This is a genomic window from Salinisphaera aquimarina, assembly GCF_042643355.1.
Taxonomy (GTDB): Bacteria; Pseudomonadota; Gammaproteobacteria; order Nevskiales; family Salinisphaeraceae; genus Salinisphaera; species Salinisphaera aquimarina.
Genome location: NZ_JBHRSS010000003.1, coordinates 1,064,446 through 1,088,602 on the forward strand (window position 1 = coordinate 1,064,446; position 24,157 = coordinate 1,088,602).

Here is a 24,157-nt window from a genome sequence, read left to right on the forward strand (position 1 = left end):
TAGGGGCACTTTACAGCAGGACACGCACCATGCAGCGCACGATCAACGACATGCATATCGAATGTGTGAAAGGCGATATCACGCGCCAATGCGATATCGACATCATCGTCAATGCCGCCAACAAGCAACTCAAGGGCGGCGGCGGTGTGGATGGCGCCATCAACCGCGCGGCCGGCCCGCGCCTGGTCGAGGCCAGCCGCGCGCTCGGGCCGATCGAGGCCGGCGAGGCCGTGATCACGCCGGCTTTCGATCTGCCCAACGATCACGTCATCCACTGCGTCGGCCCGGTCTACAGTCAAAGCCAGCCGGTCGCCGAACAGCTCGCCAGTTGTTATCGCGAGGCGATGGGGCTGGCGGTCGAAGCCAGCGCCGAGTCGATCGCCTTTCCGGCGATTTCCTGCGGCGTCTATGGCTACCCACTGGAGGAGGCTGCGGGGATTGCGCTTACCACGGTGGCTGAGTGCGCGGCCAAGGGCACGCGTGTCGGTCTCGTGCGCTTTGTGCTGTTCTCCGACGATGCGCTGGCAGCGTTTTCGAATGCGCTGGGCGCGCTGCGTCAATAAAGAAAACACCGCGCCTTATGCCCGTCGCCGAATTCACGTGCGGCCGGGTCTTCGTGTTTGCAACGATCCATCACGTGCGGGCAGCGCGGGTGGAAATGACAGCCGGCCGGCGGGTTGGCCGGTGAGGGCAGGTCGCCTTCCAGGCGTATGCGTTCGCCTTCGCGGGCGGTCACGCTCGGCATGGCCGAGAGCAGCGCCTGGGTGTAGGGATGCTTGGGCTCGCGCAGTAATTTTTCGGCCGGGCCGGACTCGACGATACGGCCGAGATACATCACCGCGATATCGTCGGCCAGATACGACACCACGGCCATGTCGTGGGTGATGAACAGATAAGCCAGGTCGCGCTCGGCCTGCAGGCGCTTGAGCAGGTTGAGCACCTGTGCCTGTACGGACACATCGAGCGCGCTGGTGGGTTCGTCGCAGACCAATAGCTGGGGTTCGAGCGCCAGCGCCCGGGCGATGCAGATGCGCTGGCGCTGGCCGCCGGAGAATTCGTGCGGATAGCGGTCGAGTGCGGCCTCCGGCATACCGACATCGGCGAGCAGCCCGGCGGCGCGCGCACGGCGTTCGGCCGCGTTCTTGCCGATCCGCTGGGCCACCAGGCCCTCGGCCAGGATCTCGCCCACCAGCATGCGCGGGTTCATGGATGAGAACGGATCCTGGAAGATCATCTGCAGCTGGCGGCGCGCCCGTCGCAGTTCGCCGCCGGACAGCCGGGCCAGATCGCGGCCGCCGAAGTCGACGCGGCCGGCGGTGGGGTCGAGCAGACGGGCGAGAGCACGCCCGAGTGTGGTCTTGCCGCAGCCGGATTCGCCGACCAGCGCGAGCGTGCGTCCGGCTTTCAGCGTGAGCGATACGCCATCGACCGCTTTCACGTAGCCGACCGTGCGTTTGAACAGGCCCTTGGTGATCGGGAAATGCACGGCCACGTCACGCGCGTCCAGCAGCGGCGCATCCGCGCTCGTGTCGGGCCGCGCCTGATCCCGCTGTGCCTGGGCTACCGGCGGCTCGGCGGACAACGGTTCGCCCTTGTGACTGGCGTCATAGAGATGACAACGCACGGCGGAGCCGTGATCGCGCGACCAGGTCGGCGGCGTCTCGAAACAGGCCGCCCAGGCGTGTTCGCAGCGATCGGCAAAGCGGCAGGCCGGCATGGTCGCGGTCAGCGGCGGCACGGTGCCGGCGATCGCGGCCAGCTGCTGACCACGTTGCGCCGCGCCGGGCAGCGAGGCGAACAGCTTGCGGGTATAGGGGTGACGCGGCGCGGCAAACAGCGTGTCGCGATCGGCCAGTTCGACGATATGCCCGGCGTACATCACCGCCACGCGATCGGCGACCTCGTTGACCACCGCCAGATCATGGGTGATCAGCAGCAGCGCCATGCCGCGCTCGCGCTGCAGACGGGCGAGCAGGGCCAGAATCTGGGCCTGGATGGTCACGTCGAGTGCCGTGGTCGGCTCGTCGGCGATCAGCAGTTCCGGTTCGCCAGCCAAGGCGATGGCGATCACCACACGCTGTTTCAGACCGCCGGAGAGCTGATGCGGATAGGCATCCCAGCGGCGCGCGGGTTCGGGCATGCCGACTTCTTCGAGCAGCGCCAGCCCGCGTTCGCGGATCGCCTTGCCGCGCAGGCCCAGATGCGCCGACAGCGCCTCGCCGATCTGCTGGCCGACGGTGAGCACCGGATTGAGCGCGCTCATCGGCTCCTGGAAGACCATGCCGATACGCTTGCCGCGCACCGCGCGCAGTTCGCGTTCGGACAGCGCCAGCAGATCGCTCCCAGCCAGCGCTACGCGCCCGTCGAGAACGCGCGTGGCCGGGCGCGGCGCCAGGCCCATCAACGACAGCGCGGTCATCGACTTGCCGCAGCCGGACTCGCCCAGCAGCGCCAGCGTTTCGCCGGCGGCGATGGAAAAGCTCACGTCGTCCACCGCGCGCAGCAGGCCCTGCGGCGTATCCAGATACGTGCACAGCGAGGTGACTTCCAGCAACGGCCGTGCCTGGGTCATCAATGCGCTCCGCCCGCGGGTTCGGCCGGCGCGGCCGATTCGACCGCACGGCCGCCATCGTCGCCGCGCAGGCGCGGATCGAATGCGTCGCGCACCACGTCGGCGAACAGATTGGCCGCCAGCACGAGTACCAGCATGAACAGGAAAGCTGCGGCCAGCGGCCACCACACCACCGGATCACGCGCCATTTCCAGACGCGCGCTGTTGATCATGTTGCCCCAGCTGTTCGTGGTCGGATCCACGCCCACCCCGATATAGGAAAGCACCGCTTCCGCCAGAACTAGCGAGGAGAAGTCCAGCACCACCTGAATCAGCACGATATGCATGACGTTGGGCAGCATGTGCCTGGCGAGAATCCGCAGCGGCCCGGTGCCCAGCCCGCGTGCGGCCGCCACGTAATCCAGCTCGGAAATCTTGCGCGTCTCGGCGCGCAGCAGCCGGCACAGCCCGGTCCAGCTGGTGATGCCCAGAATCAGGCACAGAAACAGCAGGCGCAGGTCAGCGCGGGCCGCGGTGGTACCGAAAGAGTCCGCGTTGTTCTCCATGTAGACCTGCATCATCAGCACCGCGGCGGCGATCAGCAGCACGCCGGGGATCGACGACAGGGTCGTATAGAGATACTGGATCAGATCGTCCACCCAGCCGCGAAAATAACCGGCCAGCGTGCCCAGCAGCAGAGCGAAGGGCAGCATGACCAGCGTGGTCAGGGTACCGATCGCCAGTCCGGTACGGATGCTCTTGATCGACTGATAGAACACGTCCTGGCCAACCTTGTCGGTGCCGAACACATGATAGTGCGGGGCCAGGGCCGCAAGCGCGCCGATCAGCATGAGCACGACCGCGGCGGCGATCAGCGCGGCGCGCCAGGCCAGCGGCGTGGCGTCGCGGGCGATGCGCCCGGCGATCCGGGTGATGCGTTCGCGTGTCCGTGCGTAGATCGCAAGCAGTAACAACAGCGCCAGTACTGCCCAGACGGCCAGCCCGCCGGCCGCGCCGACGCCGATACGCCGGGCGATGTCCTCGCCGCGCGTCAGCCCGGTCTCGTCCAGCGTCGTGCCGGCATGGGCCAGCCGCGGATAGACCTGCGCCTTGGCACCGCCGGGTTCGGTGACCACCTGCTGCACGAACTGATGCAGCGCGAACGGCGCCGAATAAGTGTATTCGGTGTTGTCGATCAGCGGCTTGGCGATTGCGTCCAGCACGCTGATCAACTCGCCCGAGACCCGGCTTTCGCCCGCGGCGTTGGTCACCGTCGGTCGATAATGAACACTGTCCAGCACGCCCACCGTCGTATACGTCAGCAGAATCACCAGCGTGATCATGCCCACGGGCTTCGACAATACCCGCAGCCACGGCACCCGCAACGGCTTGCTGCGCGCCGCGCACACGATGAACACCGCTATTGCGAGCAGCAACAGGTAGATCAGCGCGTCGGTGTAGAGGAGGACGTACACGATATTTATAAGCTTCTTCTATGCCTTGATTCTAGCGGTCGGATTTTCGTTGCCCGTTAAGCTGCTGGGCAGTGTCGATTTAGGTGTAATTTCTATATATTTTCGAGTTCGATGACGCGAAGAGCGAAGCGAACCTTGCCAAGCACGGCATCGATTTTGTTCGTGCCCAGACGCTTTGGAATGATCCTAACTTGTTGGAGATTCCAGCGCGGACCATCGATGAGCCACGGTTCCTACTGATTGGTGTCATTGAGCAAAAGCACTGGTCGGCGGTTGTCACGCATCGGGGCGATAACATCAGGATTATCTCGGTGCGACGCGCGCGACGAGGAGGTGGCGTTGTATGAAAGCTGAATCGTTCGATGAAAAAATCGAGGCCGGTAAGGATGTTACGGCCGATCTCGACCTGTCCAAAGCACACCGGCCGAATCAAGCATCGCGGCGCGTGAACGTGGATTTCCCGGGCTGGATGGTGGAAGAACTGGACCGCGAAGCGCGTCGATTGGGGGTCACGCGGCAGTCCATCATCAAGGTATGGCTGTCGGAACGGCTGGAGCAAGTCGGGGCGAACAAGCGCACCTAGACTCGGAGTATGCGTGTGAAAGCTCACAGCCGTATCCGCGGATCGAACAGCGTATAGCTGATATCGGTCAGCAGCAGGCCGAGGATATAGAGCACCGAGCCGAGGAAGACCATCGCCCGGACGATGGCGAAGTCCTGGTTGTTGATGGCCTCGATGGTGTAGCTGCCCAGGCCGGGGATGCCGAAAAAGGATTCCATGATCAGGCTGCCCATGAACAGCAGCGGCAGCAGCACGACTACGCCGGTGAGGATGGGGATCATGCCGTTCTTGAGTACGTGCACGAACAGAATGCGTAGATCGCTCAGGCCCTTGGCGCGGGCGGTGCGGACATAATCCTTGCCGAATTCCTCGACGAAGATGGTGCGATACCAGCGCGAGCCGGCACCGATGCCGCCGACAATGCCGATGATGACGGGCAGGACCAGGAACTTGAGCATGTCCCAGCCAGCGTTGAAGCCGGAAATCGGCACCAGATTCATCAGCTTGCCGGCCACGAACTGGCCCGCGATGATGTAGAACAGCGACGAGATCGACATCAGCACCACGCACAGCACGACCCCGCCCCAGTCGATGGCGGTGGCCCGGAAGAACACCAGCAGCAGGCCGAAGGTGATGTTCACCAGCATGCCCACGATGAGCGTGGGCAGGGCCAGCGCCAGGCTCGGGCCCATGCGCTCGCGGATATCGGCGGAGATCGAGCGGCCGGCGTCGGAGGTACCGAAATCGAAGGCCATGACCTTGACCGATTTCTGGAAGAACAGGGTGTCGGTGACCGTGCTCATGCCGTCTTCATCGGCGTTGTAGAGATAGGGCAGGTCGTAGCCGTGGTTGATCTTCCAGGCCTGGATCGCTTCCGGGGTGACGCGCTTGGCACCTAGCTGCATGCGGGCAATGTCGTCGGGGGTGTTGACCACGAAGAACAGCATGAAGGTGATCAGGTTGACCCCGATGAGCACCGGAATCGCATACAGCGCGCGCCGCACGATATAACCGAACATCAGCGTTGCTCTCCGGTGCGCACAGGCGTGTTTTCACGGCGCCGGTAGATCCAGACCGCCGGTAACAGAAGCACCAGCAGTGCGAGTACGGCCACGATCAACGGCCAGAGCACCGGCTGATTCCACTCGCGGCGTTTTTCTGCGCGGGTGGCGGCGTCCAGGCGCAGATATTTCACTGTGTTGTTGGCCATGGCGTTGGGCTTGGCGTTGCGCAGCCAGCCCTGATAGAGGCCGTATTGACGCGGGAACGTGCCCCAGACCCAGGGCGCGTCTTTCTGCACGATGGCGATCATCCGGTCGATGATCGCCTGACGTTCGGGGCCGTTGTCCATATCGCGCATCTTGCGGAACAGGGCGTCGAACTGCGGATTCTCATAATTGGCGATGTTCTGGCCGTGCTCGTCGGCGGCATTGTTGGGCCCGTAGAGCAGGAACAGGAAGTTCTCGGGATCGGGGTAGTCGGCCAGCCAGCCGGAGCCGAAGTACATCTGCACGTTGCCATCCGCGGTCTTCTGCTGGAATCGGCTCCAGGTGGTCGCCCGCACCACCAGTTGGACGCCGAGCTTGTCGAACTGCTGGCGCATCCAGTCCATCTGCGACTTGAACTCGGGCCCGCTTGCGGGCGTGTCCAGATGCAGCAGCAACGGCCGGCCGGAATCGCGACTCACGCCGTTTGGATAGCCGGCCTCGGCCAGCAGTTTGCGGGCGGTGGAGATGGACTTGCGCTGGCGCGCGCCGTTGTTCCAGTCGTAGACCACGGGGTTGGTGCCGGCTTCGCCCTCGCGCGCCCCTTCGATGCCCGGCGGTAGCGGGCTCTGGGCCACGATGCCGCGGCCGTTGAGGAAGATCGCCACATAAGCGTCGTAATCGATCGCGATGGAGATTGCCTGGCGCAGCTTGCGGTGTTTCTCGTCCAGGCCGCCGACGACATCGTCGCGCATGTTGAAGCCCAGATAATAGATCGCCGGCATCACCGTGGTGGCCAGGCGCATGTCGTGCGCGGCCATGGTCTCGGTCAGATGCGGCTCGCCGTCGCTGTCGATACGAATGGCCTGGCCGAAGGCGTCCGAAGAGATGCCGGAGCTGTCGTAATAGCCCTGCAGGAACTTGTTCCAGTAGGGGATGAATTCCTTCTCCAGCGAAAACACCACTGTCTTGATGAAAGGCAGCGGCTTGCCGGCGTCCTCTAGCAGACCGGCGGCGCGGTCGCCGGGTTCACCTTCGCTGGGATAGGTCTCGCCGTGAAAATTGGGATTGGCCTCGAGCACCATGCGCCGGTTCGGGTTGTTCTCTGTGAGCATGTACGGCCCGGTGCCGACGGGGAAGGTATCGATGCTGATGTTCTTCGCGGTGAGCGCGGCCTGGTTGTAGAAACGCGTGACCTCGGGCGGCACCGGCGCGAAGAACGGCATCGCCAGCCAGTAGCGCAGCTGTGGATAGACGCCCTTCACGCGAATCTGGAAATGCAGATCGTCGACGATACTGGCGCCGGCAAAATCGTAGCGGGTCAGATCCAGATGCTTGTCGGCCGGCAGTTCGGCCTTGATCTTGCGCAGCCGCTCGGCGTAATCGGCCAGGCCCTCGATATGCTCGGTCATCACGCCGAGGATGGGTGAATTCACCTCGGGGCTGGCCAGTCGCTTTATTTCGTGGACGAAATCACCGGCGCGCAGCGTGCGGCTGCCCTGATGCTCGAAATCCGCGGGCGAGTCGATGCCGTCCAGATCGGCTGGCGTGAGGTGGTCGTAGCGCAGGCTGCCGTCGGCCTTGCGGGCAAACGCCGGATGCGGCTGATAACGAATGCCGGGCTGGATGGCCACGGTATAGACGCTGGTCGCCACCTGATCGGGCGGCGTGTCGGGCGGCAGCGGTCGGCCGTCGGCATCCAGGAACTGGGGCTCGGGCACGGCCACGGCCGAACGTGGAATCAGCGTGTACGGGCGCTTGAGATAGTGATACTGCAGCGGCGGTTCATAGACCTGTTCGGTGAACGTTGCCTCGTCGCTGGCATAGGAGCGGGCCGGATCGAGATGGCGCGGCGGCTCGGAGAACGAGCGATAGAGCGTGTCCGCGTCGGCCGAGCTGTCCGGATACGGGCTGTTCCAGGGGGTGTCGCAGCCGGCGAGACCGGCCGCGATCAGGCACAGCAGCAGGCCGGCCGAGGCGCGTAGCGCGACGGCTCGCGAAACGGACACGCGGAAACGAAAGGGCATGGCCGCAATCTAGCTGATTCGAGGGGCTTGAGGAAACACTGAGTTCGTATGCCGCCCTGAAAACCCGAATGCCGGCCCGCCTGCGGACACAGGCCCGCGGCGCCGGTTCGAGCGCAAGCGCCGAGCGAACCGGCCACACAGCGCACTCGTCCCCGCCGATTGCGCGGGGCCGAGTCGCTGCGCGCCGGATCAGCGGCGGTCGGTTGCGGTCGGCGTGCTTCAGTCCTTGGCGTCGCCGTATTCGAGCGACAGCCGGTCGAACAGCGGCTTGTTGACCAGGCGCTGACGCTCCGCGAACGGGATGACCAGTTCCGGATCCTCGTCCAGCTTGCCGTCCTCGCGCAGCCTTGATAGCGCCCGCTGCATGCCGCATACCGCGCTCTGCAACGCCGCGTTGGCGTACAGCGTCAGGCCATAACCGAGTTCGGACAGTTCCGACTGTGCCAGCGTCGGCGTCTTGCCGCCGATCACCACGTTGATGATCTGGGGCGTGTCGAACAGCGCCGGCAGACGTTCGATATCGGCCCGGGTTTCGGTGGCCTCGATGAACAAAATGTCGGCGCCGGCCTCGGCGTAGCGATGGGCGCGTTCGATGGCGTCCTCGATGCCGTGTACCGCGGCGGCGTCGGTGCGCGCGATGATCTGGAAGTTGTCGTCGCTACGCGCATCCACTGCGGCGCGGACCTTGCCGACCATTTCAGCGGCACTGATCACCTGCTTGCCTTCGAAATGGCCGCATTTCTTGGGCAGCACCTGATCTTCGAGCTGAATCGCGTCGGCGCCGCAGCGTTCGAGCGTGCGCACGGTCTGGCGCACGTTGAGCGCGTTGCCGAAACCGGTGTCGGCATCGACGATCAGCGGCAGCGACACGGCGTCGCGCACCCGCGCGGTCTGCTCGCTCATTTCGTGCAGACCGACGAAACTCAGGTCGGGCAGGGCGAACGACATGTTGGTGACGCCGGCGCCGGTCAGGTACACCGCCTCGAAGCCCGAGTCCTCGATGACTCGGGCGCTCATCGCGTTGAAGGCTCCGGCCAGCAGCAGGGCCTGGCGGCTGGCGACCTGGGTGCGAAAGGCGGCGCGGCGTGAAGCGGCAGAATCAGACATGACGGTTCCTCGGCGGTGATGAATAGAAAAGCACGGCGGCCATTAATAGAGGCGTGATGGCCTCGCAGCCGGGGGCGACTCGGGCCCGGCCGTGTCGAATGACGCCATTGTAGACAATCTTATTCTTGGGTAAAGTTTTCATATCGTTTGAACATCAAAATACGATTCATTGTCGACAATGATGCCAGAGCCTACCGCGCAGAGTCCCGACCCGCCACGCACGCTCGCCGATCGTGCGCTGGCCCGTCTGCAGGACGATATCGTGCGCGGCGTGATCGCGCCGGGCACCAAACTGGGCGAGTCGGAGCTGGCGGCGCGCTATGGCGTCAGCCGCGGGCCCATGCGTGAGGTCATCCGCCGGCTGGAGTCGCGCAAGCTGCTCGAGCGCAAGGTGCATGTGGGTACGCGTGTCACCTCGCTCGACCCGCAACGGCTAGCGCATCTGTATTTCGTGCGTGAAGCCCTGGAAGGCATGGCCGCACGCACTGCGGCGACGGCGATGAGCGATGCCGAAATTGCCATGCTCCACGCGCTGCTGGAACAGCACGAGCAGCAGCAGGATCTCAAGGAAGACATCGCCTATTTCCAGCGCGAAGGCGATCTCGATTTCCACTACCGCATCATTCAGGGCAGCCACAATCCGGCGCTGGTCGAGACACTCATCGGCGAGCTCTACTACCTGATCCGCATGTCGCGCTATCAGTTCAGCAGCGTCGCCAAACGCCCGCGCAAGGCGTTGCAGGAACATCGCCAGATCGTCGAGGCGATCGAGGCGCGCGACGGCGAACTCGCGGAATTGCTCATGCGCCGGCATATCAGCCGGGCGCGCCGCAATATCGAGGCCGAGAGCGCGCATCCGGCCGTGTCCAACGTCTCATGAGAACCGGTTGGGCACAGGCGTCGTGCGCCCGCGATCGCCACGGGGGCAGCGTGCAAGAGGACAACTATGCAAAGCTGCGTAAAACCCTGCAGTTGTCGTGTTCGATGCACGCACAACAGACGCGCGTCAGCAGCGTTGTGCTGCGCGGGCCGGCTTCGCCATCCTGAACAAAGAAAACTTTTGACTACCGATACCGACTGAGGAGTCGTCATGACCGAGAAGAAACCCAATACCGCCGGGCTGCGTGGCCAGGTCGCGGGCCGTACCTCGCTGTCCACCGTGGGCCAGAGCGGCTCCGGCCTGACCTACCGCGGCTACGACATCCAGGATCTCGCCGACAAATGCGAGTTCGAGGCGGTGGCGTATCTGCTGCTCAAGGGCGAACTGCCGGATGCCAAGGAACTGGCGGCCTACAAGACCAAGCTGCAGAGCCTGCGTGCGCTGCCCTCGGCGCTCAAGGAAGTGCTAGAGCGTATTCCCAAGGACGCCCATCCCATGGACGTCATGCGTACCGGCTGTTCGATGCTCGGAAATCTGGAAGGCGAGGCGAGCTTCGACGAACAGCAGGACAAGACCGACCGCATGATGGCGGCCTTTCCCGGCATCGTCTGCTACTGGTATCGCTACAGCCACGACGGCGAACGTATCGACACCGAGACCGAAGCCGAGTCGGTGGGCGGTCATTTCCTGCATATGCTGCACGGCAAGCCGGCCAGCGCCCTGCATGCCGCGGCGATGAACACCTCGCTGATCCTGTACGCCGAGCACGAATTCAATGCCTCGACGTTCAACGCCCGGGTGTGCGCCTCGACGCTGAGCGATATCCACAGCTGCATCACCGGCGCTATCGGCACCCTGCGTGGCCCGCTGCACGGCGGCGCCAACGAGGCGGCGATGGCGATGATCCAACAGTTCTCGGACCCCGACGACGCCGAGCAGAAGATGCTGGGCATGCTCGAGCGCAAGGACAAGATCATGGGCTTCGGCCATGCGATCTATCGCGAGTCCGATCCGCGCAACGGCATCATCAAGCAGTGGTCGGAGAAACTCGCCGAAGACGTTGGCGACACCACGCTGTACCCGATCTCGGTGCGCTGCGAGGAAGTCATGTGGCGCGAGAAGAAGCTGTTCTGCAACGCCGACTTCTTCCATGCCTCGGCCTATCACTTCATGGACATCCCCACGAAGCTGTTCACGCCGATCTTCGTGATGAGCCGCCTGTCGGGCTGGGCCGCGCATGTCTTCGAGCAGCGCGCGGACAACCGCATCATCCGTCCCAGCGCCGAATATATCGGCCCCGCGCCGCGCAAGGTGCCGTAGGCGCGGCCATCCCGTGGCCCGACCCGGTTCGGCGTACCGGGTCGGGGCGCGTCGAATGCGCTCGCTGCTGGATACGGCCCGGGCAGCGTGCAGAAAACAGGCGGGCGTATAGCGCGGGTTGACCCGGCGTACGTCGCGTTTGTCCGCATGGGACTTTGATCGATCTGGACGTGGTCGATTTCCGACTTACCCTGAGCGTGCAATGCTGACGTACTGAAAATAATTGCGAGTTGAGGAGAGACGATGCGCAATAACAACGAATACCAAGCTCAGTTCGACGCCGCCCGCGACAACCCGGAGAAATTCTGGGGCGAGGCGGCGCAAGCGATTCGCTGGAGCCGCGAGCCCACGCAGATCATCGACGACAGCAATGTGCCGTTCTACCGCTGGTTTGCCGACGGCGAGCTCAACACCTGCGACAACTGCCTGGACCGGCATGTCGACGCCGGACGCGGCGACGTGGTCGCGCTTATCCACGACAGCCCGGTCACCGACAGCCAGCAGCGCTATACCTACGCGCAGTTGCGCGATGCCGTGGCCCGGTTCGCGGGCGTGATCCGCGACCAGGGCGTGGACAAAGGTGATCGCGTAATCATCTATATGCCGATGATCCCGGAAGCGGTGATCGCCATGCTCGCCTGCGCGCGTATCGGCGCGGTGCATTCGGTGGTCTTCGGTGGCTTCGCCGGCGCCGAGCTGGCCAAGCGTATCGACGACGCCACGCCCAAGCTGGTGCTGTCTGCCTCCTGTGGCATCGAGCCCACGCGCACCGTCGAATACAAGCCGTTGCTCGATAGCGGTATCGAACTGGCCGAGCACAAGGTCGAGCGCTGTGTGATCTTCCAGCGCGATACGCTCACCTGTGATCTGATCGAAGGGCGGGACGTGGACTGGCAGGCGGCGCTTGCCGACGCGACGCCGGCCGACTGCGTACCGCTGGCCGCCACCGACCCGCTCTATGTGCTCTATACCTCCGGCACCACCGGCAAACCCAAGGGTGTGGTACGCGACAACGGCGGCCACGCCGTGGCCATGCATTACTCGATGAAAGCCGTCTACGGCGTGGCCCCCGACGATGTGTTCTGGACCGCCTCGGATGTCGGCTGGGTGGTGGGTCATTCCTACTGTGTCTATGCACCGCTGCTGCTCGGCTGCACCTCGGTGCTCTACGAGGGCAAGCCGGTGGGCACGCCGGACGCGGGCGCGTTCTGGCGCGTGATCGCCGAACACAAGGTCAATGTCTTCTTCACCGCGCCGACCGCGTTTCGCGCGGTCAAGAAGGTCGATCCGCAGGGCGAGCTGGCGAAGCAGTACGACGTCTCCAGCCTGCGGGCACTGTTTCTGGCCGGCGAGCACTGCGATCCGGATACCGCGGTCTGGGCGGGCACGCATCTTAACGTGCCGGTGGTCGACCACTGGTGGCAGACCGAGACCGCCTGGCCGATGGCCGCCAATCCGCTGGGCATCGAACAGCTGGACGTGCCGCTGGGGTCGGCGGGGCGCCCGGTGCCAGGCTACGACACCCACGTGCTCGGGCCCGACGGCGCGGAAGTCGTCAACGGCGAGATGGGCGATATCTGCGTGAAGTTGCCGTTGCCGCCGGGGTGTTTCCCGACCCTCTGGCAGAACGATGCGCGCTACAAGAGCTCCTATCTCGAGGATTTTCCGGGCTACTACCGCTCGGGCGATGCCGGCTATTTCGATGCCGATGGCAATCTGTGGGTGATGAGTCGGGTGGACGACATCATCAACGTCGCCGGTCATCGCCTGTCCACCGGCATGATCGAGGAAGTGATCGCCGCCCATCCCGATGTCGCCGAGGCCGCCGTGGTCGGCGCCTTCGACGCCGACAAGGGCCAGCTGCCGGTGGCCATGGTGGTGCTCAAGTCCGGCGTGACCCGGAGCAACGACGACGTGATCGCCGCGCTGATTGCCCTGGTACGCGAGCGCATCGGTCCGGTGGCGGCATTTCGCAAGGCCACCATCGTGGAGCGGCTGCCCAAGACGCGCTCGGGCAAGGTGGTACGGGCGACCCTGCGCGAGATCGCCGACGGCAAGGACTGGACCACACCGGCCACCATCGACGACCCGGCGATTCTGACGGATATCGAGGAACAGCTGGGCCGTATCGGCTACGCGCGCTCGCGCAGCTGAGCGGTGGCGGCCCGATGCCTGCAATGATCACGCGCGCCCCGCGACCGTGGAAAGCAGCGCGCCACCGTACGTGGCCGACGTGAGCGTGCGTCGTGTCGGCTGGTTTATCGTTGCTCTGATCGTGGCGATAGCAGGGATCGCGCCGGCGGTCGCCGCCGAGGACGATGCGGCCCGGGCGGCGTTTGCACGCGGCGACTACGAGGCCGCGCGCAGCGCCTGGCAGCCGGCCGCCAGGGCCGGCGACGCCGGCGCCCTGTTCGGCCTCGGGCTGCTGTATGCCAACGGCCTGGGCGTTGCCCGCGACCCCTTGGCCGCCCAGCACTGGTACACGATGAGCGCCGAACGCGGTCAGGCGGCGGCGCAATACAATCTCGCAGTGATGCGCGAGACCGGCGACGGCGTGCCCCGCGACCGCTCGCAGGCGGCGTTCTGGTACGGCGAGGCCGCCCGCCGGAATCTGCCGGCCGCTGCCAACAACCTCGCCCTGATGACGCTTGCGGGCGACGGCGTGCAACGCGAACCGGCGATGGCCGTGGCTCTGCTCAAGCGCGCCAACGCGGATGATCGGCGCCGACTGATCGACGCATTGCCCGAGGCAGGGGCGATCACCACCGCGAACCTGCGCGCGCGTCCGACGCTCGAGGGCAAGCGTCTGGGCCGCGTTCTCACCAGCACGCCATTACGCGTGTTTGCCCAGCAGCAGGACTGGGCCCAGGTCTGGCGTGTCGACAACGACACCGTCGGCTGGGTCGCGCGCCGGTTGTTGCGCGGGCTGCCCGAGCCCGGGGGGTCGCGGGTCGCGCTGGCGACGCTTGCGCAGGGGCCGATCATGACGCCGGCCGCGACATCGCCGCAGCTGCGCGCGGACGCGGACGCGCCGCCGCGCCTGACGACCACGCGGCAAGCGGCGCCGCCACACACCACCCGGCTGCTGCGAAACTCAGGCTGGCTGGCGACCATCGGCGGTGACACGACGGGGTCGTTGCAGGCTGCGATGCGGGGCACGCCGATGCGGGTGAAGGTGCAGGGGCTGAATGTGCGCGAATGGCCCTCCAAACGCGCGCCGATCGAGACCCAGCTGCGCCGCAATGACATCGTCCGTGTACTGGAAACGCGCGGCGACTGGCAGCGTATCGAGCTGCCCGGCCAGCCCGGGGAGAGCTGGGTCGCCGGCTTTCTGCTCGACGACAATCTGACCCCGCAGGTGGTCAAGCCAAAGCCGGCAGCAGATACGCCCTCTCGAGCACCGGCGTCCGCGCCGGTTGGCCAGGGCGGTGGTTAGGACGGCGGCCAGCGCGCTGGCTTAAAGCGGCGCTTAGCCGGTGCCGGCGCGGGGTAGCTGTAGCGCGGTGCTCATCAGGTAGTCGTCCATGACATAGCCGTTGCCGATGTCCTTGATGTCCTGCGTGTCTATGACGAAACCCAGGCGCTCGTAGGCGGCGATTGCCTGCTGATTGTCGCGGTTCACGCGCAGACGCAGTTGCCGGGCATTGCTGCAACGGGCAAAGCCCATCGCGTCCTGGCACAGGGCGCGGGCCACACCCTCGCCGCGCGCGCAGGCATGCACATAGAGCTTGTCGAGCCACGCCTCGGGGCCGACCGGCGTGGTGGCGGCCAGGCCGATTGGGGTGTTTTCCAGATAGGCGAGCACGAAGCGGGTGCCGGCGTCCTGCTCGGCGGCCAGGGTCGCGGCGCTGTAGCCGTGGGCGAGCATGTAATCGATCTGCGCGACGCTGATGATGCCGGGATAGTGTTCATGCCAGATGGCGTGCGCGAGTTCGCTCAGCCGGGCATGTTCGGTCGGGGTGGTGGCGGCGCGCAGTACCAGCCCGCTCATGAGTCGTCTCCGATATTGCGGGCCGCAAGCCGGCCGCGGATCGCCTGTCCGTATTCGCTGTTGCGCAATAGCGCGCGACCCTGGCGGCTGGCGCGCAGACGGGTCTCCAGCCAACGCAGTCTGCGGGTCAGCCGTTCGGATTCCGCGCTGCGTGGTTGCGCAGCGGTAAGCAGATCCTCTATATCGCGGATATCGCGACGCGTTTGGATCTCGGGCGGCACGAAGCCGGCATTCTTGAGCAGGCGGTAGCCGGCGCGCAGTTCCGCGGGCACATGCTGGGCGTCGTCCGGTGGCAACGGCTTGCCGGCGCCGGGCAGATTGTCGAATTCGCCGCGCTCGGCCGCGGCTTCGATATGGGCGTCGGCGAGTCGTTCCAGTAGGCTCATCGATTCACTCCGTTCGCAGAGTCGTCCGTGCAAGAATTTGGCACAGGTTTCAAACTGAGCCAATCCTAGCGCTGCGACATGTCGCGCGGCTGAACGGCACGAGGGGACGTATTGCATGGCAGATTATCTGGCGCCCGATCTGGACGGCGCCGACATCCGTGACCGGGTCGAGGCCAACGGTCTGGAATTGGCCTATGAACAATTCGGGCATGACGACGATCCGGCACTGTTGCTGATCATGGGGCTGGGCACCCAGCTGACCGGCTGGCCCGACGCGTTCTGTCGCGCGCTGGCGGATACCGGGCTGCGGGTGATTCGTTTCGATAATCGGGATATCGGCCTGTCCACCAAAATGCGTAGCGCGCAGGCCTATGACGGCCCGCGCCAGGCTTTTTTCAAGTCCGTGCTCAATCGCACCATCGAGGCGCCGTACACGCTCGAGGACATGGCAGCGGATACGGTCGGGCTCATGGACGCGCTGGGTATCCGGCGCGCGCATCTGGTGGGTGCATCGATGGGGGGCATGATCGCCCAGCTGGTCGCCGCGCTCTATCCCGAGCGCACACGTACGCTGACCTCGATCATGTCGTCATCCGGCGCGCGCGGGCTGCCGCGTGGCAAGCTCAAGGTCCTCATGCGGCTGGGCAAGCCTCCGAAGAACAATCGGCTGGAGACCGTGACCCGGCATATGGCCCAGACCATGCGCATGATCGGCAGTCCACAGTACGGGCGCAGCCTCGAGGACTGGATGAGCGAGATCCGGCGTAACGTCCGGCGTAGTTATTACCCGCCGGGTACGCGCCGACAGATGCTCGCGGTGATGGCCGCACCGTCACGCGTTGACCTGCTCGGGGGCATTACCTGTCCGGCCCTGGTGATCCACGGCAAGGCCGACCCGCTGATTCCGGTCAGGCACGGACGCGATACCGCCGACTGTCTGGCCAACGCCGACTATGAAGAGATCGATGGCATGGGTCACGATCTGCCGCCACGCCTGCTGCCGTTGTTCGTGACGCGGATTGCGCGGCTGGCCCACGCTGCGGATGCGCCTTCGATACCGGACTAGCCCAGATCCAGCGTGTGCTGTTCGCCCGGGGCGGGCGGCACCGAAAAACACGCGGTGTCGAGAGCAAAACGCCGCCGCGAACCCGAGCGCTCGGCCAGGCCCGCGCGCCGGCAGGCCAGCCGGAAGCGCCGTGCGATCAGCTCGGCATAGACGCCGGTGCCGGTCATGCGCGTGCGCCACGCCGAATCGTAGTCGCGCCCGCCGTGCATCTGGTTGATCAGGCTCATGACGTGCTCGGCGCGCTGTGGATAGTGCTCGGCCAGCCATTCGCGGAACAGATGCTTGATGCCGTGCGGTAGCCGCAGCATGACGTAGCCCGCGCTTTCTGCGCCCGCGGCGGCAACCCGCTCGACCAGTGTTTCCAGTTCGTGATCGGTGATCATGGGGATGATGGGCGCTACCAAAGCGCCGACCGGCACGCCGGCGTCGTGCAGGGCAGTGATCGCGCGCAGCCGCTGCGTCGGGCTGGCGGCGCGCGGCTCCAGAGTGCGCTTGATGGCGTTGTCCAGGCTGGTGACGCTCATATAGACGCTAACCAGATTGCGCTCGGCCAGGCGGGTCAGAATATCCAGATCACGTGTGATCAGCGCGCCCTTGGTGACGATCGACAACGGCTGATTGAAGCGATCGGCAACCGCCAGCAGGGCACGGGTGACGCCGAGCTGTTTTTCATCCGGCTGATAGGGGTCGGTGTTCGCGCCCAGGGTGATCGGCGTGCAGCGATAGCCGGGCGCGCGCAATTCGGCCTCGAAGCGCTCCGCGGCGTGCGACTTGTAGTAGATCTCGGTTTCGAAATCCAGGCCGACCGAATGATCGAGATATTCGTGCGTCGGCCGGGCAAAACAGTAGATGCAGCCATGGCTGCAGCCCTTGTAGGGATTGATCGATGCCGAGAACGGGACGTCCGGCGAGTCGTTGCGGCTGATCACGCGGCGGGCCGGGTCGGCGTGCAGATGAGTGGCGGGCCGCGCGGGTTCGGCCGCCGGGTCGGCTTCGAGGCTGCCCCAGCCGTCGTCGAAATCGACGGCGTGGCGATCGGCGAAGCGCGAGGCCGGGTTGGTCAGCGCGCCGCGTGATTTGTGGTGGGTCGGGCGATGCATTTGATAACTGTATGGACGAACAGTTATCGCCGCAAGCATTTCATCTGCGGGGGAGCCAGATCACAAGACCGTTTGAGGGCCGCGCGCGATCCGTCTACCGGGAACGCATCGGTATCAACCAAAAATATCAGCGCACGCCTTCCCGAGTCGGCCCAGGCAAGTCCGCACTGCTCGATACGCCTGGGGACATCGCCGATTCCATCCATGTCCATCTGCGTCATCTGTGGATCAATGTCTTCCCATACGGCCACCGCTATCGGCGGATGCCATGCTCGCCGGTCTAAGGCTCGATCTTGCTGCCCGCCCAGTCGAACAGATGGCCACTGTCCTGCGGCGACAGTTGGCCGATAACGTCGAGTAGATGGCGGGCGGCCTGCTCGGCGCTTTGCAGCTGTTTGTCGGGTACCCGTCGCTGGAACGGCTCGGACAGGCCGGTATCGACCGTACCCGGATGCAGACCCACGCAGATCAGCGCCCTGGATTTGCGTCGGAGTTCGATGGCGGCAGTACGCGTGAACTGGTTCTGGGCGGCCTTGGCGGCACGATAGGCATACCAGCCGCCGAGGCGGTTGTCCGATATCGAGCCGACCCGGGCGGACAGGCTGGCGATCACGGCGCGTTCCCCGTGGGAGAGCAGATCATGGAAATGTTTGATCATCAGCAGCGGGCCGGTGGCGTTCACGGCAAAGCTGCGAGCCAGGTTGTCGGCGTCGATGTCGGCGAGCTGCTTCTCGGGCCACAGACCGTGGTCGTCGTGCAGCAGGCCGGCGCAGCTGATCATCAGATCCAGCCGGTCGGTGAGGTCCGCGGTTTGCTGGCGGGTGGTGCGAACGCTGTTCTCATCGCCGATATCGAGGGCGACGAGTTGCAGACGGTCGCGGCCATAGGTCTCGCGCAGCCTGTGCAGGCCCGGCGAGGCGTGGGGGTCGCGAGTGCTGGCGATGACCCGGTTGTCGGTATCCGCGGCCAGCAGGCAGTCGACGAACGCAAGCCCAAGGCCTCGGCCGCCGCCCTGGATGAAAGTCGTGTTATCTACCACGTCGTATTGTTCTCACTGATGAGTCTGTTGAAGATGAAACAGAAACTGCCGGTAATCATTGTTATATTCCGACAATTGCGGCCGAATTAATCACGCGCGATCCAGTGGAGTCCGGAAAACGCCGTTTTCATGAAATCTTCGCCGACCGATATATATAGCCTGAGCGCCGCCCCGGGGATGCAGGATGGCATTGGGCCACGTATCCGGCCGACACGGCTGCTGCAGGCGCAGATTCGGCGCGGTTTTCGTGCATTGCGTTTCGGCAACGCGCTGGAATCGGATTTCTGTCGTTATCTGCGTGTTTCCGGGCGGCTGAGTCGGGCCAGCCTGATCACCGTGTCGTTCGTCGGCATCCTCGTGATCATCCTGATTGATCAAGCGCTGCTCGGTGTGCCCGGCGAACTGGTCCGGCCGACGCGCCTGCTGGAGCTGGGCGTGATGATGCCAGTCGTCGTGTTCTGCGGTTTTTTCTGCTGGCGCTGGCCCTATTCGCGTTATATCGAAGGGGTCATGCTGCTCATGTTTGTCGGCATGAACGTGGGCATGATGGGCCAGCGCGTGGTCGCGTCACATCACGGCTTCGACGTGCCGGCCGAAATGGTGGGCGTAACGATCGTGGCCATGTTTTCGCTGGCACGTATTCGCTTCTGGTTGATGCTGCCGGCTGCGATTGTCGCCACCGCGGCGGCGGTGGCTACCGAGCTACTGTTCGTGGATGCCGGGGCGAACGCGTATTACCACCTGTTCGCGGCCTCGCTGCTGCTCACCATCGGCGTGATGGGCGGTTATTCGTCGGAGTATTTCATTCGCTGGACCTGGCTCAATGGCACGTTGCTGCGCTACATGTCGCGTCTCGACAGCCTCACCGGCCTGCTTAACCGGCAGGCGCTTGAAGACGCCCTGGAGAAATCAATTGCGCATGCCTATCGCGAAAAGATCGATTACGCGATTGCGATGATCGATATCGACGCCTTTGGCGCCTACAACGATTACTACGGCCATCAAGCCGGCGACGTGGCGCTTTCCGAGGTTGCCTATACCCTCGATTCATCGACCCGTCGCCCTCTGGATGTCTGTGGACGATTCGGCGGTGAGGAATTCGTACTGCTGTGGATGGATGGCAACGCGTTGGAGCTTACCACCCTCGCCGAACAGACCCGCGCTGCCGTCGAGCAGAACCAGATTCCGCACGCGGCATCCACCGTGGCGCCCTGGGTGACGGCCAGCGTCGGGGTGTGCCATGTCAGCAGCAGTGACGGGCTGGTGAGCCTCAAGGATGTGCTCGGCAAGGCCGATCGCCTGCTCTATGAAGGCAAGGCGCGTGGCCGTAATCGCGTGGTCAGCGAGCGTTTCGTGGCCGCGCCGGTGGCGCGTCGCGCGAGCGGATGAGCGCCGTGTTGATGCCAGCCGTCCGCAACACGCGCTAGTGAATCAGCCAGCTCAGCAGGATCAGCCCCAGTACCGCCCAGACGACGCCACCGACCCAGGCCCGCCGCATGAGCGCACGCAGCGCGGCATAGAGCAGTGCCAGGCCGATCACCAGCAGGGCGATGCTCAACAGCGACGTGCTGATCCCCAGCGCCGAGGTCAGGCCGTGGAAGAAGCTATCGATCGCGCCGTAGAGATGGGTGAACAGCCAGTGCAGGATATTGACGATGAAACGGATCGCCGCGCCCAGTTTTTCGCCGATCCAGTGAAAGAAGTTGTTGCTATCCATGAGCCCGATCCGGCGGCCCGCGCGGACCGTATATCAATGGCCATAGTGTAAGCCATCATGCCGCGCGGCCCGCCCCGCGCTGCGCACCGGGACGTTACCCGGCGCGGGCCGGCCGGTTCAGTCTGTCTGGCGCGCCGGCGTCTGCAGGTCAAGCCGGCCGAACCGCGCCGAAGAACCGGTCTTTTCATGCTTCCTGCGATTGCGCGCAAGGGTCGCGTCGTCGGCGGTGATGTCTACATCCACCTCCACCATCATGCCCGGCGCGAGCGCGGCACGTGGGCCGTCGTCGATGGCGATACGCACCGGCAGCCGCTGGGTGATCTTGGTGAAGTTGCCCGACGGATTGGGGTCGGGCAGCAGCGCGAACTGGTTGGTGGCGGCATGGCCGATCATGCGGACATGGCCGTGATAGGTCGTATCCGGGCGCGCGTCGACGTGAATCGCCACCGGCTGGCCGATCTTGAGATCGCCGATCTTGGTCTCTTTCATCTTTGCCTCGATCCAGACGTCCTTCGGGTCGTGCATCATCACGATCGGCTGGCCGGCGGAGACGTACTCGCCTTGCTCGATGAAGGTCTGGTCGACCACGCCGGCCAGCGGCGCGGCGACGGTCAGATCAGCGATGCGGTTGTTCTGGTGGGCGAGCGCGGCCTGCGCCTCGGCGAGCTGGCGCTGCATCACGGCGCGCTCGTTTTCCAGTACCTGCGGGTTGTCGATCGTGGTGGAGGGCGCGGTGAGCATGCCGGTCTCGGCGTTGGCCAGGGCGATGCGGTCCATGGTGACCTGGCGTTGGGCGCGTTCGTATTCGGCTTCGGCGGCCTGATCGTTGTAGCGGTCGATATCGCGCTCTTCCTGGGATACGCCGTGCTGCTGGTACAGCGCCTGCGAACGCTTGGCGTTGTGACGCGCTTTTTCCCGGTTGGCCTGGGCCGCGTGCATGGCCGCGATATCGGCCTGCAGACTGTCGCGTGTCTGCTCGGTGCCGCCGGCGATCTGGCGTTTGGCCAGCGTGATCCGCGTGGCCTGAGCATCGAGCTCGGCCTGCATGCGCTCGACGCGGGCCGCCAGTTGCTGGCGCATGAGATCGTCGGGCCGGCTATAGAGCTGGGCCACGCGGGCGCCGGCGGCCAGTCGGTCACCCTGGATCAGGTCGAAACCGGCAACCCGGCCATCGAGACGACTGCTCACGGTGATCTCGTGGGTGGCCACGCGCGCATCGTTTTCGCTGACGTGGGTCAGCCGGTGATACAGCCAGAAGCCGATCCACACCACCACGATCACGGCCACCACCAGTGCGGCCACGATCTTGAGCCGGCGCCTGCCGGGATGCGTGGACGGCTGCGGAGTCGTTGTTTCGATTGTGTCTGTATGGGTCATGATGCGAATGAGGTCCGGGAATCGGGTTTAGCGGCCGGCGGTGGCGGGTTCGCCCCAGCGGCTGAGCAGGTAAGAGGGCACGGCAATGCTCAGCAGCGCGACGGCCACTAGCAGAAAGCCGTCCTGATAGGCATAGATCACCGCCCAGATCCGGTCGATGCCGGAGAGCACATGCTGGGCCGCGGCCTGACGGTAGACATCGCCGGTGCCGGTGCGGGCAACGATGGCGCCGAGACGATCCATCGTCTGCATGGCCATTTCGTTGCCGGGATTGAGGCGCGCGGTCAGATGATCGCTGTGATAGAGCGTATGCCGGTCGAGGATGGCGACCAGCAGCACGGTGCCGAAGGCGCCGCCCAGTTGCAGGGCGAAATTGATTGCGCCGGAGCCGTAGCCGATCAGATGCGCCGGCAGGGCGCTGATCGCGCGCGACAGCGTCGGCGGCGGTACCGCTGCCATGGCCACGCTCAGCAGCGCCATCGACAGCGCGAGACTGGAGAACGAGGTGTTCCAGTCGGCCTGCGCCATCCGGAATACGGCCCATGCCGCGAACGCCAGGCCCGGCAGGGTCAGCCAGTGCGGCTTGAGACGATCGCTGAGCTGCCCGACCAGCGGCACGAGCACGGCCAGCACGATGGTCGAAGGCGTGAACAGCATGCCGGAGGTGATCGGGCTGTAATGCAACACCGCGTCCATGAACTGCGGCAGCAGATACATCACCCCATAGAAAGCGCCGCCGAACATGAGCATGACGATCGAACCGACCAGAAAGCCGCGGTTGGCGAAGATGCGTAGATCCAGGATCGGGCGCGGCTGGCGCGGTTCCCACCAGATGAAGAACAGCGTCGACAGAAGCGAAATCGCCTCGAGCTGGAGAATCGTGGTGTTGTCCCAGCCCCAGCGCTGGCCGTTGGCCAGGGCCGCGAGCAAGGTGAAGATAGCCACGAACAGCACGGTCGCGCCGATCCAGTCGAGAAACGGACGCGGCCCGGTATCTTCACGGGTGGGCAGATACAGCCAGCCCATGCCGATGGCGGCCACGCAGATCGGAATCACCACGAAGAACACGTAGCGCCAGCTGAATTCTTCCACCAGCCAACCGCCGATGACGCTGGCCAGGGTCAGCGGCAGGCCCAGGCTCATGCCGTACATGGCCGTGGCCATGCCGCGCTTGTGCGGCGGGTAGACCGAGAACAGTGCTTCGAGTGCAACCGGGCGCACCACGCCGGTCATCGCGCCCTGCAGGATACGCGCCACGATCAGCGTGCCCATGCCGGTCGACAGGCCGCCGATGAATGACGCGGCGATGAAAACCATCAGCAGCCCCACATAGGTCGCGCGCTGGCCGAAGGCCGAGATCAGCCACGGCGAGATCAGCAGGGACACGGTGGTGGCGGCCAGAAAGCCGGTCGACAGCCATTGCACCTGATCGGCGCTCATGCCGAAGGCACCCTTGATATAAGGTGTAGCGACGTTGACGATCGTGATCGACATGCCCAGCGCCACGAGGCCGAGCAATACGGTGAGCGTCACGAGCAGGCGATATCTTGAGCCGTGGCGCTCGAACATGGCCTCGACCTGGGTCATGGGGCTCCGGCGTAAGACAATGGGTGGGCAATATGGCTGCAGAATACAGCATTAGCGGCCTATTGTCTGCACTATGCACATATAAACAGGAACGAAAACGAATGAACGACACGGCGACGAATGGCTGGCGACACAAGAAACCGGCATGCGCGCTGGCCCTGGGCATAGTGATCGCCGTATCCGGCCTGAGCGGCTGTGCCAGCGGCCGCGGCCAGCCTATCGAACCTTCGTCGGCGCCGGGGTCGTCCATGGCGCGCTTCGAGAATGACCGTTACGGCATCGTGTTCGATTACCCGTCGCGTCTCGATGTCGCGCATGCGTTTGTCTCCGATTATTTCCTCGGCGACCGCTGGAATCCCGATGTGGCCGCGAATATTCCGGGCGCGGCGTTGCTGTCGCTGACCCTGCCCGAGTCCAACGACATCACCCGTGCGGTGCTGCGCGTCGGGGCCAGCGACGACACCCGCGCAGTCGACGTCTGCCAGTCGACCCCCGGCAGCGAACAGGCGGAGCACGTACGCCTGCGCGGGGTCGATTTCACCCGCATGGATCACGACAACGCGGCCATGAACCACTACAGTCGAGTGCACAGCTATCGCGGCGTGCACGACGACCAGTGTGTCGCCATCGATCTGATCGTGACCGGTACCAATCCCGGGGTCTATGGCCCCGAAAAGCCCTCGAAACCGCCGTTCGACGTCGATGACGGCATGGCCCGTCTGGAGGATCTGCTCGACGGGCTGGTGTTCATCGATACCCGCTGACCG

22 protein-coding genes and 1 pseudogene are annotated in these 24,157 nt (G+C 64.9%); 11 read left to right on the forward strand and 12 right to left on the reverse strand.

Annotation, left to right across the window (positions count from 1 at the left end; all coding sequences use genetic code 11):
- Positions 1-29 precede the first annotated feature (29 nt).
- Positions 30-563: an O-acetyl-ADP-ribose deacetylase gene (locus ACFOSU_RS08400; protein ID WP_380688397.1), complete on the forward strand. Its 534-nt coding sequence runs from the start codon at positions 30-32 to the stop codon at positions 561-563.
- Here the strand turns inward: ACFOSU_RS08400 and ACFOSU_RS08405 are convergent.
- Both ACFOSU_RS08405 and ACFOSU_RS08410 read right to left on the reverse strand, forming a co-directional pair.
- The gene (locus ACFOSU_RS08405) at positions 557-2,572 is read right to left on the reverse strand and encodes an ABC transporter ATP-binding protein (RefSeq protein WP_380688399.1); all 2,016 of its coding nucleotides are present in this window, start codon (positions 2,570-2,572) and stop codon (positions 557-559) included. The two genes, ACFOSU_RS08400 and ACFOSU_RS08405, sit on opposite strands and share 7 nt — an antisense overlap.
- Positions 2,572-4,035, reverse strand: a complete 1,464-nt coding sequence (locus ACFOSU_RS08410) for an ABC transporter permease (protein ID WP_380689215.1) — start codon at positions 4,033-4,035, stop codon at positions 2,572-2,574. Before ACFOSU_RS08410 ends, ACFOSU_RS08405 begins: the two co-directional genes overlap by 1 nt.
- Before the next feature lie 89 nt (positions 4,036-4,124).
- Here ACFOSU_RS08410 and ACFOSU_RS08415 point away from each other — a divergent pair.
- Together ACFOSU_RS08415 and brnA are read left to right on the forward strand one after the other, a co-directional pair.
- Positions 4,125-4,380 (forward strand): annotated as a pseudogene (locus ACFOSU_RS08415) (BrnT family toxin).
- Complete coding sequence (gene brnA / locus ACFOSU_RS08420) at positions 4,370-4,609, forward strand: type II toxin-antitoxin system BrnA family antitoxin (protein WP_380688401.1); 240 nt, start codon at positions 4,370-4,372, stop codon at positions 4,607-4,609. Before ACFOSU_RS08415 ends, brnA begins: the two are co-directional and overlap by 11 nt.
- Before the next feature lie 23 nt (positions 4,610-4,632).
- Here the strand turns inward: brnA and ACFOSU_RS08425 are convergent, their stop codons facing one another.
- The 3 genes from ACFOSU_RS08425 to ACFOSU_RS08435 all read right to left on the reverse strand — a co-directional run bounded on the left by ACFOSU_RS08425 (position 4,633) and on the right by ACFOSU_RS08435 (position 8,927).
- Complete coding sequence (locus ACFOSU_RS08425; RefSeq protein ID WP_380688403.1) at positions 4,633-5,607, reverse strand: ABC transporter permease; 975 nt, start codon at positions 5,605-5,607, stop codon at positions 4,633-4,635.
- Positions 5,607-7,820 carry an ABC transporter substrate-binding protein gene (locus ACFOSU_RS08430; protein ID WP_380688405.1) on the reverse strand — a complete coding sequence of 738 codons (2,214 nt, stop codon included), beginning with the start codon at positions 7,818-7,820 and terminating at the stop codon, positions 5,607-5,609. The genes ACFOSU_RS08425 and ACFOSU_RS08430 overlap by 1 nt, the downstream gene beginning before the upstream one ends.
- A 219-nt stretch (positions 7,821-8,039) precedes the next feature.
- On the reverse strand, positions 8,040-8,927 hold the full coding sequence (locus ACFOSU_RS08435; RefSeq protein ID WP_380688407.1) for an isocitrate lyase/PEP mutase family protein: 888 nt from the start codon (positions 8,925-8,927) through the stop codon (positions 8,040-8,042).
- A gap of 181 nt (positions 8,928-9,108) precedes the next feature.
- Between ACFOSU_RS08435 and ACFOSU_RS08440 the strand changes: the two genes are divergently transcribed.
- The 4 genes from ACFOSU_RS08440 (at position 9,109) to ACFOSU_RS08455 (ending at position 14,563) form a co-directional block, all read left to right on the forward strand.
- The gene (locus tag ACFOSU_RS08440; RefSeq protein ID WP_380689217.1) at positions 9,109-9,807 is read left to right on the forward strand and encodes a GntR family transcriptional regulator; all 699 of its coding nucleotides are present in this window, start codon (positions 9,109-9,111) and stop codon (positions 9,805-9,807) included.
- Between the two features lie 210 nt (positions 9,808-10,017).
- The gene (gene prpC, locus ACFOSU_RS08445) at positions 10,018-11,127 is read left to right on the forward strand and encodes a bifunctional 2-methylcitrate synthase/citrate synthase (RefSeq protein ID WP_380688409.1); all 1,110 of its coding nucleotides are present in this window, start codon (positions 10,018-10,020) and stop codon (positions 11,125-11,127) included.
- Positions 11,128-11,370: 243 nt separating this feature from the next.
- Complete coding sequence (locus ACFOSU_RS08450; RefSeq protein WP_380688411.1) at positions 11,371-13,281, forward strand: propionyl-CoA synthetase; 1,911 nt, start codon at positions 11,371-11,373, stop codon at positions 13,279-13,281.
- A 79-nt stretch (positions 13,282-13,360) separates the two neighbouring features.
- Positions 13,361-14,563 (forward strand): SH3 domain-containing protein, encoded by a 1,203-nt coding sequence (locus ACFOSU_RS08455; RefSeq protein WP_380688413.1) that lies wholly within the window; start codon positions 13,361-13,363, stop codon positions 14,561-14,563.
- 33 nt (positions 14,564-14,596) lie between these two features.
- On the opposite strand, the gene ACFOSU_RS08460 is transcribed toward ACFOSU_RS08455, so the two are convergent.
- Positions 14,597-15,118 carry a GNAT family N-acetyltransferase gene (locus ACFOSU_RS08460; protein WP_380688416.1) on the reverse strand — a complete coding sequence of 174 codons (522 nt, stop codon included), beginning with the start codon at positions 15,116-15,118 and terminating at the stop codon, positions 14,597-14,599.
- Positions 15,115-15,504, reverse strand: coding sequence for a DnaJ family domain-containing protein (locus ACFOSU_RS08465; RefSeq protein ID WP_380688419.1), 390 nt, complete (start codon positions 15,502-15,504; stop codon positions 15,115-15,117). The genes ACFOSU_RS08460 and ACFOSU_RS08465 overlap by 4 nt, the downstream gene beginning before the upstream one ends.
- A gap of 115 nt (positions 15,505-15,619) precedes the next feature.
- On the opposite strand from ACFOSU_RS08465, the gene ACFOSU_RS08470 reads away from it, so the two are divergent.
- Entirely contained in the window at positions 15,620-16,570 is a 951-nt protein-coding gene (locus ACFOSU_RS08470; RefSeq protein WP_380688421.1) for an alpha/beta hydrolase, read from the forward strand.
- Here the strand turns inward: ACFOSU_RS08470 and ACFOSU_RS08475 are convergent.
- Positions 16,567-17,670, reverse strand: coding sequence for a PA0069 family radical SAM protein (locus tag ACFOSU_RS08475; protein ID WP_380688423.1), 1,104 nt, complete (start codon positions 17,668-17,670; stop codon positions 16,567-16,569). The two genes, ACFOSU_RS08470 and ACFOSU_RS08475, sit on opposite strands and share 4 nt — an antisense overlap.
- Before the next feature lie 11 nt (positions 17,671-17,681).
- Here ACFOSU_RS08475 and ACFOSU_RS08480 point away from each other — a divergent pair, with 11 nt between their 5' ends.
- Complete coding sequence (locus tag ACFOSU_RS08480; protein ID WP_380688425.1) at positions 17,682-17,954, forward strand: hypothetical protein; 273 nt, start codon at positions 17,682-17,684, stop codon at positions 17,952-17,954.
- On the opposite strand, the gene ACFOSU_RS08485 is transcribed toward ACFOSU_RS08480, so the two are convergent.
- Positions 17,951-18,709 (reverse strand): SDR family NAD(P)-dependent oxidoreductase, encoded by a 759-nt coding sequence (locus tag ACFOSU_RS08485; protein ID WP_380688427.1) that lies wholly within the window; start codon positions 18,707-18,709, stop codon positions 17,951-17,953. The two genes, ACFOSU_RS08480 and ACFOSU_RS08485, sit on opposite strands and share 4 nt — an antisense overlap.
- Positions 18,710-18,838: 129 nt before the next feature.
- Between ACFOSU_RS08485 and ACFOSU_RS08490 the strand changes: the two genes are divergently transcribed.
- Positions 18,839-20,098 carry a GGDEF domain-containing protein gene (locus tag ACFOSU_RS08490; protein WP_380688429.1) on the forward strand — a complete coding sequence of 420 codons (1,260 nt, stop codon included), beginning with the start codon at positions 18,839-18,841 and terminating at the stop codon, positions 20,096-20,098.
- A gap of 34 nt (positions 20,099-20,132) precedes the next feature.
- On the opposite strand, the gene ACFOSU_RS08495 is transcribed toward ACFOSU_RS08490, so the two are convergent.
- From ACFOSU_RS08495 to ACFOSU_RS08505, 3 genes are all read right to left on the reverse strand, one after another.
- Positions 20,133-20,426: a hypothetical protein gene (locus tag ACFOSU_RS08495; protein ID WP_380688431.1), complete on the reverse strand. Its 294-nt coding sequence runs from the start codon at positions 20,424-20,426 to the stop codon at positions 20,133-20,135.
- Positions 20,427-20,543: 117 nt separating this feature from the next.
- Positions 20,544-21,803, reverse strand: coding sequence for an HlyD family secretion protein (locus ACFOSU_RS08500; protein WP_380688433.1), 1,260 nt, complete (start codon positions 21,801-21,803; stop codon positions 20,544-20,546).
- A gap of 27 nt (positions 21,804-21,830) precedes the next feature.
- Positions 21,831-23,390, reverse strand: a complete 1,560-nt coding sequence (locus ACFOSU_RS08505; protein WP_380688435.1) for a DHA2 family efflux MFS transporter permease subunit — start codon at positions 23,388-23,390, stop codon at positions 21,831-21,833.
- A 101-nt stretch (positions 23,391-23,491) separates the two neighbouring features.
- Here ACFOSU_RS08505 and ACFOSU_RS08510 point away from each other — a divergent pair, with 101 nt between their 5' ends.
- Positions 23,492-24,154, forward strand: coding sequence for a hypothetical protein (locus ACFOSU_RS08510; protein ID WP_380688437.1), 663 nt, complete (start codon positions 23,492-23,494; stop codon positions 24,152-24,154).
- The last annotated feature ends 3 nt before the right edge of the window (positions 24,155-24,157 follow it).

Bases quoted from the DNA above. Each gene is read 5' to 3' on its own strand.
- prpC (WP_380688409.1), top strand. From the start codon at position 10,018: ATGACCGAGAAGAAACCCAATACCGCCGGGCTGCGTGGCCAGGTCGCG.
- brnA (WP_380688401.1), top strand. From the start codon at position 4,370: ATGAAAGCTGAATCGTTCGATGAAAAAATCGAGGCCGGTAAGGATGTT.
- ACFOSU_RS08510 (WP_380688437.1), top strand. From the start codon at position 23,492: ATGAACGACACGGCGACGAATGGCTGGCGACACAAGAAACCGGCATGC.
- ACFOSU_RS08425 (WP_380688403.1), bottom strand. From the start codon at position 5,607: ATGTTCGGTTATATCGTGCGGCGCGCGCTGTATGCGATTCCGGTGCTC.
- ACFOSU_RS08405 (WP_380688399.1), bottom strand. From the start codon at position 2,572: ATGACCCAGGCACGGCCGTTGCTGGAAGTCACCTCGCTGTGCACGTAT.
- ACFOSU_RS08400 (WP_380688397.1), top strand. From the start codon at position 30: ATGCAGCGCACGATCAACGACATGCATATCGAATGTGTGAAAGGCGAT.
- ACFOSU_RS08495 (WP_380688431.1), bottom strand. From the start codon at position 20,426: ATGGATAGCAACAACTTCTTTCACTGGATCGGCGAAAAACTGGGCGCG.
- ACFOSU_RS08435 (WP_380688407.1), bottom strand. From the start codon at position 8,927: ATGTCTGATTCTGCCGCTTCACGCCGCGCCGCCTTTCGCACCCAGGTC.
- ACFOSU_RS08465 (WP_380688419.1), bottom strand. From the start codon at position 15,504: ATGAGCCTACTGGAACGACTCGCCGACGCCCATATCGAAGCCGCGGCC.
- ACFOSU_RS08505 (WP_380688435.1), bottom strand. From the start codon at position 23,390: ATGACCCAGGTCGAGGCCATGTTCGAGCGCCACGGCTCAAGATATCGC.
- ACFOSU_RS08440 (WP_380689217.1), top strand. From the start codon at position 9,109: ATGCCAGAGCCTACCGCGCAGAGTCCCGACCCGCCACGCACGCTCGCC.
- ACFOSU_RS08480 (WP_380688425.1), top strand. From the start codon at position 17,682: ATGGACGAACAGTTATCGCCGCAAGCATTTCATCTGCGGGGGAGCCAG.
- ACFOSU_RS08500 (WP_380688433.1), bottom strand. From the start codon at position 21,803: ATGACCCATACAGACACAATCGAAACAACGACTCCGCAGCCGTCCACG.
- ACFOSU_RS08460 (WP_380688416.1), bottom strand. From the start codon at position 15,118: ATGAGCGGGCTGGTACTGCGCGCCGCCACCACCCCGACCGAACATGCC.
- ACFOSU_RS08475 (WP_380688423.1), bottom strand. From the start codon at position 17,670: ATGCATCGCCCGACCCACCACAAATCACGCGGCGCGCTGACCAACCCG.
- ACFOSU_RS08490 (WP_380688429.1), top strand. From the start codon at position 18,839: ATGAAATCTTCGCCGACCGATATATATAGCCTGAGCGCCGCCCCGGGG.
- ACFOSU_RS08450 (WP_380688411.1), top strand. From the start codon at position 11,371: ATGCGCAATAACAACGAATACCAAGCTCAGTTCGACGCCGCCCGCGAC.
- ACFOSU_RS08470 (WP_380688421.1), top strand. From the start codon at position 15,620: ATGGCAGATTATCTGGCGCCCGATCTGGACGGCGCCGACATCCGTGAC.
- ACFOSU_RS08430 (WP_380688405.1), bottom strand. From the start codon at position 7,820: ATGCCCTTTCGTTTCCGCGTGTCCGTTTCGCGAGCCGTCGCGCTACGC.